The organism is Gemmiger formicilis, from assembly GCF_024462815.1.
Lineage (GTDB): Bacteria > Bacillota > Clostridia > Oscillospirales > Ruminococcaceae > Gemmiger.
Genome location: NZ_JANGCG010000011.1, coordinates 67,827 through 83,305, shown reverse-complemented (window position 1 = coordinate 83,305; position 15,479 = coordinate 67,827). Strand labels below are relative to the sequence as shown.

Sequence of the window (15,479 nt, the reverse complement as noted above, 5' to 3'; positions counted from 1 at the left end):
ATCAAGGCTTTTTTTGAGGGTGTCAAAGGCAGTCTGATAGATTTATCCTCTGACCCCTAAAATAGCCTTAAAATGCGTACAGAATCCCAAAAGAACCCCTAAGGAGGAACCCTATGTCAGACAATCGAAAATATTATTACCTGAAACTCAAAGAAAACTATTTTGATGATGATTCCATCGTGCTGCTGGAAAGTATGCAGGACGGTGTGCTGTATTCCAACATTCTGCTCAAGCTGTACCTGAAATCGCTGAAACATGGCGGGCGGCTCCAGCTTGACGAGGACATCCCTTACACAGCGCAGATGATCGCTACCATTACCCGCCAGCAGATCGGCACTGTGGAGAGAGCCTTGCAGATCTTTTTGAAGCTGGGTCTTGTGGAAGTGCTGGACAGCGGCACATTCTACATGAGCAACATCGAACTTTTAATAGGCCAGTCCTCTACCGAGGCCGAGCGAAAGCGGGCTGCAAGGCTTCAAAATAAGGCTCTTTCTGCGCTCCGGACAAGTGGCGGACATTTGTCCGACATTCGTCCACCAGAGATAGAGATAGAGTTAGAGAAAGAGATAGAGATAAAGAGAGAGATAGAGAAGGTACGCCCTGAAACGGGGCACCCTTCCCACACCTATGGCCGTTACCAGAATGTTTTCCTGACGGATGAAGAACTGGCAGACTTGCAGGTCAGCTTTCCTGCTGTATGGGAACAGTACATCGAAAAGCTGTCCGAGTACATGGCTTCTACTGGCAAGCGTTATCAGAGCCATGCAGCGACCATCCGGCGTTGGGCCGGTGAGGACGCTAAAAAAACGGTCACACCCTCACGCAACCGGGATTACAGCGTAAAGGAGGATGAAACTGTATGATTGAGATTACCGCAGAAATCCGGGCATTCATCGACAAGGCAGCTGCCGGTGTGGAATTGGCTGAGGACGAGTATATAGACCCGTCAGACGGGCTCATTCACTGTAAGAAATGCGGCGGCCAGAGGCAGACCGTTGTGCCATGCTTCGGGAAATCCGGCTACTTTATGCCGCACTGCATCTGCCAGTGCCAGCGGGAGGCTGAGGAGCAGCGCAAGGCTGCTGAAGAACGGCAGCGCCGCATGGAGCGTATCAAACGCCGAAAGGCACAGGGCCTGCAAGACCGTTATCTGTACGACTACACATTTTCCAATGATAACAGGCAAAACCCATTGATGGACAAGGCTCATGCCTATGTGGAGAACTGGAAAGAGGCATATAAGAGCAATATCGGGCTTTTACTGTTTGGAGATGTGGGAACCGGCAAGTCTTTTTTCGCCGGATGTATTGCCAACGCTCTACTTGACCAGGATGTGCCGGTGCTGATGACGAACTTCCCCACCATTCTGAACCGCCTGACAGGGATGTTCTCTGAGGACAGGTCAGAGTTTATTGCCAGCTTTGACGAATATGACCTGCTTATCATTGACGATCTGGGTGTAGAGCGCAGTACCGAATATGCTATGGAGCAGATGTTTTTCGTCATCGACAGCCGCTATCGCAGCCGAAGACCCATGATTATCACAACAAACTTGAAACTGTCCGAGCTGAAAAATCCGCCTGATCTGGCCCACGCCCGTATCTATGACCGTATTTTGGAACGGTGTGCGCCGATCCTCTTTGACGGGAAGAATTTCCGGGAAGAAAATGCCGGTGTCACCCGACAGGCAGCAAAAGACATTGTAAACAGTAAGCACGATTGATTTTTTACCGGGCGGCACAGACCCGTTCGGAGAAAGGAGCGCTATGAACAAAGAACCCCGTACTATGCAGATGGCAGACGCCGCTGCTGCGGCCAGAGCGCCGGAAAACACGCCAGCGATGGTAAAGAAAATCGGCAAGACGACCTACAAGGTTCATGTCCATTTCAGCAATACCAGCACAGAAACCATGAGCGATAAAATCAAGCGTATGCTCAAAAATGAAATTCAGCAGATGTGACAGACTGATAAACTAAGCCGCCTTGTGCTAAACTGATGATGGTACGCACCAAAATTTTTGTCAAGGAGGACATGAAAATGCTTTACACAGAAAAAGAGAAACATGAAATTGAGCGAGTAAAGGAAGTCTTTGCGGAACATCTGCGGCAAAGCCCTGATTTTGAATTGCTCTGGTCGGACAAGGTGGGCTATGTCTGGCTGACGATTGGCGTAAATCCAGTCTATGTGGATACCGGTATCAGGATAGAATCTGCCGCCGATCTCTGCGGCAAGTGTTTGGATGATGTTGCTACGGATGTTTTATATATGACTGGCAACGATCATGCACTGGAAGCAGCCGACCCGCTGGAGTTAGCCGAAATCAAGCGGCTCTGGGAGCCATATATCAACCAGCTGCCAGACTATGCGTATCTCTGCAAAGACCTGCTGAACGGAAAAATGTAATCTGTTAAATGAGGTGTCAGGAGCCATACAGTGCTTCTGGCACCTTTTGTGAGTTTTCTGTGAATTTGATTAAAAAGTCCTTGACAATTTGTCTCTGGCAAGACCTTAAAATCCATCCTCATTTCCTGCGGTGCCCGGCTTGCTCCCTTCGATATCAAGGAGCTGCGGGACCTGATGGAATATGACGAACTGGAACTGGATACCCTGGGCGACCAAAAGACGGCGCTGTTTGTGATCCTGTCAGATACGGACAGCACTTTCAATTTCGTGGCCGCCCTCATGTATAGTCAGCTTTTCAATCTGCTCTGCGACAAGGCGGATGACTTCTACGGCGGGCGGCTGCCTGTCCATGTTCGTCTGATCCTGGACGAGTTTGCCAACATCGGCCAGATACCGAACTTCGATAAGCTGATCGCCACCATCCGAAGCCGTGAGATATCGGCTTCTATTATTTTGCAGTCGCAGAGCCAGTTAAAGACCATCTACAAGGACGCGGCAGATACCATCGTCGGTAACTGTGACAGCACCTTGTTTTTGGGAGGCAAAGAGAAATCCACGCTCAAGGAAATTTCGGAGCTGCTGGGGAAAGAGACCATTGATCTCTATAACCAGTCCGAAAACCGGGGCAGCCAGGTTTCCCACGGCCTCAGTTATCAGAAATTAGGAAAGGAGTTGATGACCCAGGACGAATTGGCAGTGATGGACGGCGGCAAGTGTATCTTCATGCTGCGGGGCGTGCGCCCATTCCTTTCGGACAAGTACGACCTCACCCGACACCCGAATTACAGATACACGGCCGACGCCGACCCTAAAAATGTCTTTGACATGGAACGGTACATGAAGAAGCAGCGTGCCGTGGTAAAACCCACGGACACCTTCGATGTGTACGAGATTGACGCAACGACTTAACCCAAAATCAAAAACATTTTTTAGGAGGATTATTTTATGGAATTTTTCAACAGTGCAGTTGGTGTTTTGCAGACTCTCGTAGTGGCCCTGGGCGCAGGTCTTGGTATCTGGGGCGTTATCAACCTTCTGGAAGGTTACGGCCAGGACAACCCTGCTTCCAATGCTCATGTACGGTAAGGAAGCAAGCAACCGAAAACAAGAGATAGACCGCCAGCACTACACTATTCCGAACCAAAGACCAAAAGATAAGCATTGTGGGAAAATCTAAACTTTTGGATTTTCCTACAATGCCAACTACGGCGGAATCCCTCCCACTCCTTATATCTTTCTGTATACATTGAATTTGTATTTAGTAAAATGCAGACAACACCACGGATCGGCTTTTGGTTGGACAATTCCAACCAAACACCACAGCAGACAGCAGAAAACATTCTGAACGCTAGGAAGCCGGTATGATTGTTACATATAAGGGGAAGAAAAATTTCTTTTAGATACTTGTTTTCCTAAAACTGATGTGATATAATAATTCAATTCCAGAAAAGGAGTAAAAAATATGCGGCAAGGTATTCTTAAATAAAACTATAATCAAATAGTGGGAACAAAGGATTATGATAGTCCCTTTTGTAGGGGCTTAGTTTTTTGTACCCAATTTAAGAATACTTTTGCCTTATCAATTTTGACATATCCCCAAAAACAGCACTCACAAACAGGTGTATGCTGTATATGTGTATGTCCGCAAATTATCATCCCCAGTGGTAAAAGTATTTTACTGCTGGGGATTTTTATGCCCTTCGGGGCAGTAAAGGGAGGACAATCACATGAAAATAATCAATATTGGAATTCTTGCCCATGTAGACGCTGGAAAGACGACCTTGACGGAGAGCCTGCTATATGCCAGCGGAGCCATTTCAGAACCGGGGAGCGTCGAAAAAGGGACAACGAGGACGGACACCATGTTTTTGGAGCGGCAGCGTGGGATTACCATTCAAGCGGCAGTCACTTCCTTCCAGTGGCACAGATGTAAAGTCAACATTGTGGATACGCCCGGCCACATGGATTTTTTGGCGGAGGTGTACCGCTCTTTGGCTGTTTTAGATGGGGCCATCTTGGTGATCTCCGCTAAAGATGGCGTGCAGGCCCAGACCCGTATTCTGTTCCATGCCCTGCGGAAAATGAACATTCCCACCGTTATCTTTATCAACAAGATCGACCAGGCTGGCGTTGATTTGCAGAGCGTGGTTCAGTCTGTTCGGGATAAGCTCTCCGCCGATATTATCATCAAGCAGACGGTGTCGCTGTCCCCGGAAATAGTCCTGGAGGAAAATACCGACATAGAAGCATGGGATGCGGTCATCGAAAATAACGATAAATTATTGGAAAAGTATATCGCAGGAGAACCAATCAGCCGGGAAAAACTTGTGCGGGAGGAACAGCGGCGGGTTCAAGACGCCTCCCTGTTCCCGGTCTATTATGGCAGCGCCAAAAAGGGCCTTGGCATTCAACCGTTGATGGATGCGGTGACAGGGCTGTTCCAACCGATTGGGGAACAGGGGAGCGCCGCCCTATGCGGCAGCGTTTTCAAGGTGGAGTATACAGATTGCGGCCAGCGGCGTGTCTATCTACGGCTATACAGCGGAACGCTGCGCCTGCGGGATACGGTGGCCCTGGCCGGGAGAGAAAAGCTGAAAATCACAGAGATGCGTATTCCATCCAAAGGGGAAATTGTTCGGACAGACACCGCTTATCCGGGTGAAATTGTTATCCTTCCCAGCGACAGCGTGAGGTTAAACGATGTATTAGGGGACCAAACCCGGCTCCCTCGTAAAAGGTGGCGCGAGGACCCCCTCCCCATGCTGCGGACGACGATTGCGCCGAAAACGGCAGCGCAAAGAGAACGGCTGCTGGACGCTCTTACGCAACTTGCGGATACTGACCCGCTTTTGCGTTGCGAAGTGGATTCCATCACCCATGAGATCATTCTTTCTTTTTTGGGCCGGGTGCAGTTGGAGGTTGTTTCCGCTTTGCTGTCGGAAAAATACAAGCTTGAAACAGTGGTAAAGGAACCCTCCGTCATTTATATGGAGCGGCCGCTCAAAGCAGCCAGCCACACCATCCATATCGAGGTGCCGCCCAACCCGTTTTGGGCATCCATAGGACTGTCTGTTACACCACTCTCGCTTGGCTCCGGTGTACAATACGAGAGCCGGGTTTCGCTGGGATACTTGAACCAGAGTTTTCAAAACGCTGTCAGGGATGGTATCCGTTACGGGCTGGAGCAGGGCTTGTTCGGCTGGAACGTAACGGACTGTAAGATTTGCTTTGAATACGGGCTTTATTACAGTCCGGTCAGCACGCCGGCGGACTTCCGCTCATTGGCCCCGATTGTATTGGAACAGGCATTGAAGGAATCGGGGACGCAGCTGCTGGAACCTTATCTCTCCTTCATCCTCTATGCGCCCCAGGAATACCTTTCCAGGGCTTATCATGATGCACCGAAATACTGTGCCACCATCGAAACGGCCCAGGTAAAAAAGGATGAAGTTGTCTTTACTGGCGAGATTCCCGCCCGCTGTATACAGGCATACCGTACTGATCTGGCCTTTTACACCAACGGGCGGAGCGTATGCCTTACAGAGCTGAAAGGATATCAGGCCGCTGTCGGTCAGCCGGTCATCCAGCCCCGCCGTCCAAACAGCCGCCTGGACAAGGTGCGCCATATGTTTCAGAAGGTAATGTAAAGATACATAATCGTCAAGACGGCAACAATCAGAAGTTATGGAGGGTAACAATGGAATATAGTAAGGAAGATTTAATGGAAGCAAAAAAGCAAATTTGGGGAGTGGGAGAGAACATGGGAACAGAGGAAAGTAAAAAAATCTGGGAGGAGAACGCACAATTTTGGGATAATGCAATGGGTGACGAATCTAATGAATTTCACAGAGAGGTAGTGCGTCCCAAAGTAACGGAACTTCTATCTCCTAATCCTGCGGATTACATTTTGGATATTGCGTGTGGCAATGGAAATTATTCTTCGTATCTTGCACAAAGAGGCGCTTCGGTTGTCGCTTTTGATTACAGCAAAAAAATGATAGAATTGGCTAAAAGACGGCAATCACAATATGCAAAACAAATTGAATTTTGTGTGGCGGATGCGACCGATAGAAAAAGTATATTAGAATTAAAAAGAAATCGAGCCTTTACGAAAGCAGTTTCTAATATGGCAATTATGGATATTACGGATATTGAACCACTTCTTATGGCTGTTTATGAACTGTTGCAGGAAAGCGGAATTTTTGTCTTTGCAACGCAACACCCTTGTTTTGTCACGTTGACTGAAAAATATATGACACCGCACAGTTACTATGATATAGCGATTGAAGGGCAACCGAAAGAGCAGATTTATTATCATCGTTCCATACAAGATATTTTTAACCTTTGTTTTAGAGCTGGATTTGTCATTGATGGATTTTATGAAGAATGTTTTAAAACCAACAAAGAAATTCCTATGGTAATGATAGTAAGGCTTAAGAAGGTAAAACGTGATAGCTTAAAATAAATTCAAGTTTGTCGGGTAAATAGCAAACCCAGCCGAGCCAGTCAACGGTCAAGATGAACGGCGCATATGCGCAGCCGTTGACAGCCCCGCCCGCCTTTGCTGGTAGGCAATCAAGGGGCGACAGCAAGAAGTGCCACCGCCCCGCACTATTATTCAGAAAGGGGAATTTCCATGACCGACCAGATAGCCTATCAAGAATATATCCAGCGCAGGTACAACGCCTTTTGCAAGACTGTTATCCGCTGTGCCGCCTTGGACAAGATTTTGAAGCTTAAACGGCAATGGGAACGGCAAGTTTCCCTTGACTATCTGATGAACGAGAAGTTTGTCCAGTTTGCCGCGTCGGAGCCGGACGAGGAATACCCATTTACCGTCTGCGGTCAGACCGTCCTGCTCTGCAACGCCGCCCTTGCCGACGCGATCTCTGTTTTGCCGGAGCAGACGCGGGAAGAAATCCTGCGCTATTACTTTCTGCGCCAGCCGCAGCGCGTGATCGGCGCGTGTATTGGCCGGTCACGCAGCACAGCGGGGCGGCATATCCAGCTTGCCTTGCAGCGGCTACGCGAAGAAATGGGGGTGAGCCGGTATGAGTAGACTTCTCCCCTATGAAACAATCCTCAAAGCCCGTGAGGGCGACCCAGAAGCCGTGAACGCTGTCCTGCTCCACTACGCCGGATATATCCGCTATTTCTCAAAAGTGAACGGGCAGGTCAACGCCGAGGTGGAGGACTATGTAAAGCAGCGGTTAATTGACTGTCAATTCAAGTTCCGGCTTGACGAACCACCGGACAAGTCATAAAAACTGAATACCAGCCGCCACCGACGCGGCCAGCGAAAGCAGTAAGTCTTGAAAAAGATTTACTGCTTTTTTTGTTGTCCGGCTCCGCTCCCGGCCATTTTGCCCCCTGCCGGTTGTAGTAGTAAGCGAGGAGGGAATTTTTCTGCCCTGGTGTTTGGCATTTGGAGCATTTACCCGTAGTAGAGGGCAAAGAGAAAGGATTTCTCCAACACCGGGTAGAAACCACTGCGTCCGGTGTCATTTTAGCGAAAGCGGGCAGGAATGCCCTTTACAGGATTAGTAGTAGCAGAAAAAGAGAAACAAACTTTTGTGGTTGCAGTTTTCCAAAAAAGTGGCGGACGGAAGTGAGAGAAAGTTTGCAGTCACGGAGAGCAAGTTTCTACCACGGTGCCAAAATCCGCAATTCTGCAGTTTTGCCCCTCGCGGGAAACTTGTTGGGGAGTGCCTTCCCCAAACCCTGCTCATGCGCCCTTACGGGCGAGAAAGGAGGTCACACCATGCGAAAGAAATACAACACGCCCCACCGCAGCCGCGTTGTGAAAACCCGGCTGTCCGAAGATGAGTATGCCGACTTCACAGCGCGGCTTGCGCCCTATGGTATCAGCCAGTCCGAATTTCTCCGGCAGGCGATACGGCGGGCGACCATACGCCCGGTTGTCCATGTGTCGTCGGTCAATGACGAGTTGCTTTCCGCTGTCGGGAAGCTGACAGCCGAGTACGGCAGGATCGGCGGCAACCTCAATCAGATTGCCCGGTATCTGAACGAATACGGCGTACCCTACAACACCCTTTCCGGCGAGGTACGCGCCGCCATATCCGACCTTGCCGTCCTCAAGTATGAAGTCCTCAAGAAAGTAGGTGACGCGGTTGGCAACACTCAAGCATATCAACTCTAAAAACGCCGACTACGGAGCCGCCGAGCAATATCTTCTCTTTGAGCATGACGAGTTTACCATGAAGCCCGTCCTTGATGAAACCGGCAGGCTTATCCCCCGCGAGGACTACCGGCTGTCCACGCTGAACTGCGACGGGGAGGATTTTGCCGTTGCGTGTATGCGGGCCAATCTCCGCTATCAGAAAAACCAGCGGCGGGAAGATGTGAAAAGCCACCACTACATCATCAGCTTTGACCCGCGGGACGGGCCGGACAACGGCCTGACCGTAGACCGGGCGCAGGCGTTGGGGGAACAATTCTGTAAAGAGCATTTTCCCGGCCACCAGGCCCTTGTCTGCACCCACCCGGACGGGCATAACCACAGCGGCAACATTCATGTGCATATCGTCATAAACAGCCTGCGGATTGAGGAAGTGCCGTTCCTGCCCTACATGGACAGGCCGGCCGATACGAAAGTCGGCTGCAAGCACCGATGTACCGACGCTGCCCTGCGCTACTTCAAATCCGAAGTCATGGAGATGTGCCACCGGGAGGGGCTTTATCAAATCGACCTCTTGAACGGCAGCAAGAACCGCGTCACCGACCGGGAGTATTGGGCGCAGAAAAAGGGACAGGCCGCGCTGGACAAGCAGAACGCCCCCATGATTGCCGATAGTATCACGCCCCGGCAGACCAAGTTTGAAACGAACAAGGAGAAGCTGCGGCAGACCCTACGGAAAGCCCTTGCCACCGCCGCCAGCTTTGACGAGTTTTCCTCTCTGTTGCTGCAGGAGGGTGTGACCGTCAAGGAGAGCCGGGGGCGGCTTTCCTACCTCACGCCGGACAGGACAAAGCCAATTACCGCCCGGAAGCTGGGCGACGATTTTGACCGCGCCGCTGTCTTTGCCGTTTTAGAGCAAAACGCCGCCAGAGCAGCCGAAGCGCCAGCCAGATCCCCCGATCCCCCACGCACCATAAAAGACCGCTTGCAGGTTGCCAGAGCCGAGATAGCCGCCCCGAAACAGGACGGAGTGCAGCGGCTTGTGGACATTGAGCAGAAAATGGCCGAGGGCAAAGGCCGGGGCTATGAACGCTGGGCGAAGATACACAATCTGAAGCAGGCCGCCAAAACGCTGTCCGTCTACCAGCAATACGGCTTTACTTCCCCGGAGCAGTTAGAAGCCGCCGTTGACACCGCCTATCAGAAAATGCGCCAGACCAGCGGCGAACTGAAAGCACTGGAAACGAAGCTGCAAGGGAAAAAGAAGTTGCAGCGGCAGGTGTTGGCCTACGCCCAGACCAAGGCCGCCCGCGACGGGCTGCGGGCACAGAAATCCGAGAAAGCCCGCGCCGCATACCGGCAGGCCCATGAGAGCGATTTTATCATAGCCGACGCAGCAGCCCGGTATTTCAAGGCGCATGGCATTACCAAGCTGCCCGCCCGGAAAGCGTTGCAGGCCGAGATCGAGCAGCTTATCTCCGAGAAAGACGGCCTGTATAACACCTATCACGAACAGAAACAGCGGTTCAAGGAGTTGCAGACCGTCAAGCGGAACATCGACCAGATTTTGCGCCGGGACGAGCCGCACCGCAGAAAGGAGCAGAGCCATGAGCGATAACCTGCCCCACATGGACTACCGCCAGCACCGGCGGGCGCGGCGGCTGGTACATGAGTGCTGTAACTACGATGAGGGGAACTGCCTGCTATTGGACGACGGGGAGCCTTGCGTGTGCGTCCAGAGCATTTCCTTTTCCCTCATGTGCCACTGGTTCCGTGTGGCTGTCCTGCCCCTTGACGGGGAGCTGGCCGCAGCCCTCTTGTGCCGGGGAAGCCGGAAACGGTGTGCCGTCTGCGGGGCGGCCTTTGTCCCCAAATCCAACCGGGGAAAATACTGCCCCGACTGCGCCGGGCGCATGAAGAAAATCAAAGCCGCCGAGAGAAAGCGGAAACAAAGGCAGAGATGTCACGCTTTAGAGCCTTTCAAACCCGCATAAATCAAGGCTTTTTTCGTGGGTGTCAAAGGGTACGCGATACATTTATCCTTTTCCCCCGGAAACGGCGTTTTAATGCGTGACAATACGCCAAAATCAACCCGAACACAGGGAGGTGATCCTATCGCTGATTATATCAGGGCAGACACGCGGCTGCCCGCCTATCTGCCGTATCCCCGTTTCCTGCTGAAAATGGAGATTTCACAGACCGCCAAGCTGCTGTATTCGCTGCTGTTAGACCGTTCCACCCTCTCCCAGAAAAACAAGTGGCTGGACGACGAGGGCAGGATTTATATTATCTATCCCATCGCGGAGATAGCAGAAATACTGGATAAAGGCAGCACCACCATCAAGGGGGCGCTTAATGAACTGGACACGGCGGGGCTGTTGGAACGGGAACGGGGCGGCTTCTCCGCACCGAACCGGCTTTATGTCAAAGTACCGCCAGTGCCACAGGTACAGTTTTCAGACCAACTGATGGCCGGAAGTCCGCCCCTCATAGAGCCGGAAAACCGTCCTACTGATGGTCAGAAAACCGACCTTATGATGGTCGGAAAACCGTCCCCTAACCAAACTACTATAAACAACCTTACAGAGAGCCAAACAAAGGGAGTGAGTGGGGGGCCGTCCGCGCCCTATGGCCGATATGGAAATATTTTTCTGTCACAGACCGAATACGACGAGTTGCAGGCAGAGTACCCTGACAGGCTGGAACGGTTCATCGAGGAAATGAGCCGCTACCTTGCCGCCAACGGGAAAAGCTACCAGAACTATGCCGCCGCCCTGCGGATATGGGCGGGGAACGACAAAAAGGAAGCCCCTAAAAAGGGCATACCAGACTACTCATGCAAGGAGGGCGAGAGTTTATGAAGAATGAAATCAACGCGGTTTTGGAGAATATGACGACCACCATCCCGGAGCCGGAGGACTACACCGGCGAGGACGGTTTACTGTACTGCGGCAAGTGCCGCAAGCCGAAAGAAGCCTATTTTGCGCCGGATAAGGCCGCTATCTTCGGGCGCGACCGCCACCCGGCAGAGTGCGACTGCCAGAGAACCGCCCGCGAGGAACGGGAAGCCGCCGAAAAGCGGCGCAGACACCTTGACACCGTGGAAGAACTGAAACGCCGGGGCTTTACCGACCCCACCATGCGGGACTGGACTTTCGAGAACGACAACGGCAGGAACCCGCAGACCGGGCTTGCCCGCCGGTATGTGGAGCATTGGGAAGATATGCGGACAGACAATATCGGCTGCCTGTTCTGGGGCGGCGTAGGCACCGGCAAAAGCTACCTTGCAGGCTGTATCGCAAACGCCCTCATGGAGAAAGAAATCCCCGTCCGCATGACGAACTTTGCTCTTATCCTCAATGACCTTGCCGCCAGCTTTGAGGGGCGCAACGAGTACATTTCCCGCCTTTGTCGTTATCCGCTGCTGATCCTTGACGACTTCGGCATGGAACGCGGGACGGAATACGGGCTGGAACAGGTGTTCAATGTGATTGACAGCCGTTACCGCAGCGGCAAGCCGCTGATCGTCACGACCAACCTTACGCTGGACGACCTGCACAACCCGGAGGACACCGCCCATTCCCGGATTTATGACCGCCTGCTTTCCATGTGCGTCCCGGTACGCTTTACCGGCGACAACTTCCGGCAGGAAACCGCCAAGCGGAAAATGGAGAGCATGAAGAAACTGATTACCGACTGAAAGGAGTATTGCCTATGGCAGATAACAAGCAGCACGACACCCGCACCACCCGCCGCCCTGACTGTGTGACGGAAATCCGCATGGGCAATTCCGTCCTTGTCGTGTCCGGCTATTTCAAGAAAGACACCACAACCACAGCCGCCGACAAAATGGCGCGGGTACTGGAAGCGGAAGCCGCTGCTACACAGGAGCCGACTTATCCGGCGTGAACCGGGGCATGGAAAAGCGGCCATGCCAGGGAGCATGACCGCTGGAACGAAAATCGGAAGTGCTTTAGCAATTCTTAATCTCATTCTCTATAAAATAATTTGCAATTTCAAAGGCTTTTATTCTTCTCTTTGCCAATGTGATTTGTGATTTATAACGCTCGGAATTATCCTTTGATTCAAATGTTTTTACTGTTTCTCTTAGCTTGTGCAGAGTTGAATCAATTTGCCTTTTGGCCGCGGTTAATTCATCTATTGTATACTTCATGTTTTCTCCTTTAACTTCTGATTTTTTTGTTAAATCAGAGTATACCACGGAGTTATGAACTTTTCTACTGCAAATATGGGACGACAACCCATACCATAAAAATCGGAAAATTGAAAAGCTGTAAAGAAGCAAATTTAACGCTTTTGCCGCTGTACAGCCCCCGCCGTTCCGTGGTACAATGAAACCACGGAATAGTGGGGCTGGCTGTCGGAAACGGAGGATTTTATGTTAAGACAAGCCACCCAAAACCTCATTACCGCCCTTTATCCGAGATTGTCCCACGAGGATGAATTGCAAGGCGAGAGTAATTCCATATCGAACCAAAAAAGGATACTCGAAACCTACGCAAAACAGAACGGCTTTACCAATCTGCGCTGGTACACCGACGACGGTTTTTCCGGCGCGAACTTCCAGCGGCCCGGATTTCAAGCCATGCTTGCGGACATTGAAGCCGGGAAAGTGGGTACGGTCATCGTCAAGGACATGAGCCGGTTAGGGCGAAACTACTTGCAGGTAGGGTTTTACACGGAAATGCTGTTCCCTCAAAAGGGTGTGCGTTTTATCGCTGTCAACGATAATGTGGACAGTGCCAGCGAGGGCATGGACAACGATTTTACCCCGCTGCGAAATCTGTTCAATGAATGGCTGGTGAGAGATACGAGCAAGAAAATCAAGGCAGTGAAAAAGTCAAAAGGCATGAGCGGCAAGCCTGTTACCAGCAAGCCGGTTTACGGCTATGTGATGGACGAGGACGAGAATTTTATTATAGACGAGGAAGCCGCCCCGGTGGTGCAGCAGATTTACCAGCTTTGCCTTGCCGGGAACGGCCCGACCAAGATTGCCCGTATGCTGACGGAGCAGCAAATCCCCACGCCGGGGACGCTGGAATATCAGCGGACAGGCAGCACCCGCCGTTATCACCCAGGCTATGAGTGCAAATGGGCGACCAACACCGTCGTTCATATCCTCGAAAACCGAGAGTACACCGGATGTCTGGTGAACTTCAAAACGGAAAAGCCTTCTTATAAGGTCAAGCACAGCATAGAGAACCCCGTCGAGAAGCAGGCCATTTTCGAGAACCACCATGAGCCGATCATCGACAAGGAAACATGGGAACGGGTGCAGGAGTTACGCAAACAGCGCAAACGCCCGAACCGCTACGATGAAGTGGGGCTGTTCTCCGGGATTTTGTTCTGCGCCGACTGCGGCCATGTGCTGTATCAGCAGCGGTATCAGAACAAAGACCGCAAACAGGACTGCTACATCTGCGGCAGCTACAAGAAGCGCACCCGCAACTGTACGGCGCACTTTATCCGCACCGATCTGTTGACCGCTGGTGTCCTGGCAAATCTCCGGCAAGTGACCGAATACGCAGCCAAGCATGAGAGCCGGTTTGTGAAACTACTTGTCCAGCAGAACGAGATCGGCGGCAAGCGAAAGACCGCCGCAGCCATCAAGCAGCTTGAACAGGCGCAGGAACGCATTTCTGAAATCAGCCGCATTATCAAGCGGCTGTATGAGGACAATGTAAACGGCAAAATCAGCGATGAGCGTTTCATGGAACTGTCGGCTGACTACGAAGCCGAGCAAGCGGAGCTGAAAAAGAGAGCCGCCGCCCTGCAAGCCGAACTGGACAAGTCACAGGCAGCTACCGTCAACGCCGAGAAATTTATGGGCATTGTCCGCAAGCACCTTGCCTTTGAAGAACTGACCCCCACTCTCTTGCGGGAAATGATCGAGAAAATTGTGGTGCATGAGTGCAGCTATGATGAGAACGGCACCCGCAGGCAGGACATTGAGATTTATTACAGCTTTGTCGGCAAGATTGACTTGCCCGAATAACCGCCCGACCTATCCGACACAATGGCCAAGTGTCGGATAGGAACGGCAAAATTTTTTGCACTTCTATTGCTTCTTTATCACACATAAGCAAAAAGCCAGGGTATGAAACAGTTCATGGCTAATTAGTTGGAACAAAAAACGAAAGGAAGAGCACAATCCAGACGGTATCAGCGGCAGGCTACAAGAATAAATTGTGATTTCACAAGATTGGTGCTATAATAAGAGAAAAGTTCCTGCCGGGGCAGCCGCCCCGGTGGTATGGATAGAAAGGCAGGAAAACAATATGCACATCAGCTATAAACCACTCTGGCACACACTGTTAGAGCGTGATATGAGAAAAGAGGATTTAAGGCTTGCCGCTGGTATGACAACAAATATGATTGCCAACATGAGCAAAGAGGGAAAGCACATCAGCATGGATACATTAGCCCGTATCTGCGAAACGCTGAATTGTGAGATTACTGATGTGATTGAGTTAGTACCAGACGAGCCTGCTTCCACAGGAGGTAAGGAACATGAGCGAATTGAAACCAAGAATAACGGAAAACGGAATTGATTATATCCTTGTCGGAGATTATTACATCCCGGACTTGAAACTGCCGGAGGAACACCGCCCTATCGGAAAGTACGGACGGATGCACCGGGAATATTTAAGGGAAGTCCACCCAGCCAGATTGAATACATTGATACTGACCGGGGAATTGTGGACATATCTTGCAGACCTGAACGAACAGGCACGGGAACGGTTAGACACCATCATGGAGCAGATGAAAACTGCCGAGGGCGTAACCGAGGAATTGAAGCGTACCCACCAAATGGAATGGGTGCAGCGTTGCAATAACATTCATAACCGGGCAGAAGAAATTGTTTTGCATGAGATGATTTATTCATAACGGGAGCAATTAAATCGGAGGTATATA

General features: G+C 51.2%; 18 protein-coding genes and 2 pseudogenes. 19 read left to right on the top strand and 1 reads right to left on the bottom strand.

Translation table 11 applies throughout. The features are described 5' to 3' along the window. Nucleotides 1-113 precede the first annotated feature (113 nt). From NE623_RS10340 to NE623_RS10265, 16 genes and pseudogenes are all read left to right on the top strand, one after another. Nucleotides 114-863: a phage replisome organizer N-terminal domain-containing protein gene (locus NE623_RS10340; protein WP_005933547.1), complete on the top strand. Its 750-nt coding sequence runs from the start codon at nucleotides 114-116 to the stop codon at nucleotides 861-863. Next, nucleotides 860-1,723 (top strand): ATP-binding protein, encoded by an 864-nt coding sequence (locus tag NE623_RS10335; protein ID WP_005933545.1) that lies wholly within the window; start codon nucleotides 860-862, stop codon nucleotides 1,721-1,723. The genes NE623_RS10340 and NE623_RS10335 overlap by 4 nt, the downstream gene beginning before the upstream one ends. Before the next feature lie 64 nt (nucleotides 1,724-1,787). Then, nucleotides 1,788-1,961, top strand: a complete 174-nt coding sequence (locus NE623_RS10330; protein ID WP_015521917.1) for a transposon-encoded TnpW family protein — start codon at nucleotides 1,788-1,790, stop codon at nucleotides 1,959-1,961. Between the two features lie 77 nt (nucleotides 1,962-2,038). Beyond that, nucleotides 2,039-2,404: a hypothetical protein gene (locus NE623_RS10325; protein WP_014080225.1), complete on the top strand. Its 366-nt coding sequence runs from the start codon at nucleotides 2,039-2,041 to the stop codon at nucleotides 2,402-2,404. A gap of 84 nt (nucleotides 2,405-2,488) precedes the next feature. After that, nucleotides 2,489-3,313 (top strand): annotated as a pseudogene (locus NE623_RS10320) (VirD4-like conjugal transfer protein, CD1115 family); the annotation flags it as partial. Between the two features lie 36 nt (nucleotides 3,314-3,349). Next, nucleotides 3,350-3,478 (top strand): annotated as a pseudogene (locus NE623_RS10315) (Maff2 family mobile element protein); the annotation flags it as partial. A 653-nt stretch (nucleotides 3,479-4,131) separates the two neighbouring features. Beyond that, nucleotides 4,132-6,051 carry a tetracycline resistance ribosomal protection protein Tet(W) gene (gene tet(W), locus NE623_RS10310; protein ID WP_087325445.1) on the top strand — a complete coding sequence of 640 codons (1,920 nt, stop codon included), beginning with the start codon at nucleotides 4,132-4,134 and terminating at the stop codon, nucleotides 6,049-6,051. 50 nt (nucleotides 6,052-6,101) lie between these two features. After that, nucleotides 6,102-6,869, top strand: a complete 768-nt coding sequence (locus NE623_RS10305; RefSeq protein WP_002586626.1) for a class I SAM-dependent methyltransferase — start codon at nucleotides 6,102-6,104, stop codon at nucleotides 6,867-6,869. 171 nt (nucleotides 6,870-7,040) lie between these two features. After that, on the top strand, nucleotides 7,041-7,463 hold the full coding sequence (locus NE623_RS10300) for a sigma-70 family RNA polymerase sigma factor (protein WP_002586616.1): 423 nt from the start codon (nucleotides 7,041-7,043) through the stop codon (nucleotides 7,461-7,463). After that, nucleotides 7,456-7,668, top strand: coding sequence for a helix-turn-helix domain-containing protein (locus NE623_RS10295; protein WP_002586615.1), 213 nt, complete (start codon nucleotides 7,456-7,458; stop codon nucleotides 7,666-7,668). Before NE623_RS10300 ends, NE623_RS10295 begins: the two co-directional genes overlap by 8 nt. Nucleotides 7,669-8,165: 497 nt before the next feature. Beyond that, nucleotides 8,166-8,564 (top strand): plasmid mobilization protein, encoded by a 399-nt coding sequence (locus tag NE623_RS10290; protein WP_002596229.1) that lies wholly within the window; start codon nucleotides 8,166-8,168, stop codon nucleotides 8,562-8,564. Continuing rightward, nucleotides 8,536-10,161: a relaxase/mobilization nuclease domain-containing protein gene (locus tag NE623_RS10285; protein ID WP_002596230.1), complete on the top strand. Its 1,626-nt coding sequence runs from the start codon at nucleotides 8,536-8,538 to the stop codon at nucleotides 10,159-10,161. The genes NE623_RS10290 and NE623_RS10285 overlap by 29 nt, the downstream gene beginning before the upstream one ends. Next, nucleotides 10,151-10,537 (top strand): cysteine-rich VLP domain-containing protein, encoded by a 387-nt coding sequence (locus NE623_RS10280; protein ID WP_002596231.1) that lies wholly within the window; start codon nucleotides 10,151-10,153, stop codon nucleotides 10,535-10,537. Before NE623_RS10285 ends, NE623_RS10280 begins: the two co-directional genes overlap by 11 nt. A gap of 15 nt (nucleotides 10,538-10,552) precedes the next feature. Then, nucleotides 10,553-11,404 (top strand): replication initiator protein A, encoded by an 852-nt coding sequence (locus tag NE623_RS10275; protein ID WP_002596232.1) that lies wholly within the window; start codon nucleotides 10,553-10,555, stop codon nucleotides 11,402-11,404. After that, a complete protein-coding gene (locus tag NE623_RS10270) occupies nucleotides 11,401-12,243 on the top strand; it encodes an ATP-binding protein (RefSeq protein ID WP_002596233.1) in 843 nt (280 codons plus the stop codon). Before NE623_RS10275 ends, NE623_RS10270 begins: the two co-directional genes overlap by 4 nt. Nucleotides 12,244-12,257: 14 nt before the next feature. Further along, entirely contained in the window at nucleotides 12,258-12,452 is a 195-nt protein-coding gene (locus NE623_RS10265; RefSeq protein WP_002596234.1) for a transposon-encoded TnpW family protein, read from the top strand. Between the two features lie 64 nt (nucleotides 12,453-12,516). Here NE623_RS10265 and NE623_RS10260 read toward each other — a convergent pair whose 3' ends face one another. Further along, on the bottom strand, nucleotides 12,517-12,717 hold the full coding sequence (locus tag NE623_RS10260; RefSeq protein ID WP_002596235.1) for a hypothetical protein: 201 nt from the start codon (nucleotides 12,715-12,717) through the stop codon (nucleotides 12,517-12,519). A 225-nt stretch (nucleotides 12,718-12,942) separates the two neighbouring features. Between NE623_RS10260 and NE623_RS10255 the strand changes: the two genes are divergently transcribed. The 3 genes from NE623_RS10255 (at nucleotide 12,943) to NE623_RS10245 (ending at nucleotide 15,452) form a co-directional block, all read left to right on the top strand. Next, on the top strand, nucleotides 12,943-14,559 hold the full coding sequence (locus NE623_RS10255) for a recombinase family protein (RefSeq protein WP_002596236.1): 1,617 nt from the start codon (nucleotides 12,943-12,945) through the stop codon (nucleotides 14,557-14,559). 193 nt (nucleotides 14,560-14,752) lie between these two features. Next, entirely contained in the window at nucleotides 14,753-15,115 is a 363-nt protein-coding gene (locus NE623_RS10250) for a helix-turn-helix domain-containing protein (RefSeq protein WP_022742028.1), read from the top strand. Further along, on the top strand, nucleotides 15,075-15,452 hold the full coding sequence (locus NE623_RS10245; RefSeq protein ID WP_256272270.1) for a TnpV protein: 378 nt from the start codon (nucleotides 15,075-15,077) through the stop codon (nucleotides 15,450-15,452). The genes NE623_RS10250 and NE623_RS10245 overlap by 41 nt, the downstream gene beginning before the upstream one ends. Nucleotides 15,453-15,479 lie beyond the last annotated feature (27 nt).

What these genes read in the sequence shown, in the direction of transcription:
- NE623_RS10330 (WP_015521917.1), top strand. Translation starts at nt 1,788, where the DNA reads ATGCAGATGGCAGACGCCGCTGCTGCGGCCAGAGCGCCGGAAAACACG.
- NE623_RS10280 (WP_002596231.1), top strand. Translation starts at nt 10,151, where the DNA reads ATGAGCGATAACCTGCCCCACATGGACTACCGCCAGCACCGGCGGGCG.
- NE623_RS10245 (WP_256272270.1), top strand. Translation starts at nt 15,075, where the DNA reads ATGAGCGAATTGAAACCAAGAATAACGGAAAACGGAATTGATTATATC.
- NE623_RS10300 (WP_002586616.1), top strand. Translation starts at nt 7,041, where the DNA reads ATGACCGACCAGATAGCCTATCAAGAATATATCCAGCGCAGGTACAAC.
- NE623_RS10255 (WP_002596236.1), top strand. Translation starts at nt 12,943, where the DNA reads ATGTTAAGACAAGCCACCCAAAACCTCATTACCGCCCTTTATCCGAGA.
- NE623_RS10265 (WP_002596234.1), top strand. Translation starts at nt 12,258, where the DNA reads ATGGCAGATAACAAGCAGCACGACACCCGCACCACCCGCCGCCCTGAC.
- NE623_RS10340 (WP_005933547.1), top strand. Translation starts at nt 114, where the DNA reads ATGTCAGACAATCGAAAATATTATTACCTGAAACTCAAAGAAAACTAT.
- NE623_RS10325 (WP_014080225.1), top strand. Translation starts at nt 2,039, where the DNA reads ATGCTTTACACAGAAAAAGAGAAACATGAAATTGAGCGAGTAAAGGAA.
- NE623_RS10260 (WP_002596235.1), bottom strand. Translation starts at nt 12,717, where the DNA reads ATGAAGTATACAATAGATGAATTAACCGCGGCCAAAAGGCAAATTGAT.
- NE623_RS10335 (WP_005933545.1), top strand. Translation starts at nt 860, where the DNA reads ATGATTGAGATTACCGCAGAAATCCGGGCATTCATCGACAAGGCAGCT.
- NE623_RS10270 (WP_002596233.1), top strand. Translation starts at nt 11,401, where the DNA reads ATGAAGAATGAAATCAACGCGGTTTTGGAGAATATGACGACCACCATC.
- NE623_RS10290 (WP_002596229.1), top strand. Translation starts at nt 8,166, where the DNA reads ATGCGAAAGAAATACAACACGCCCCACCGCAGCCGCGTTGTGAAAACC.
- NE623_RS10305 (WP_002586626.1), top strand. Translation starts at nt 6,102, where the DNA reads ATGGAATATAGTAAGGAAGATTTAATGGAAGCAAAAAAGCAAATTTGG.
- NE623_RS10295 (WP_002586615.1), top strand. Translation starts at nt 7,456, where the DNA reads ATGAGTAGACTTCTCCCCTATGAAACAATCCTCAAAGCCCGTGAGGGC.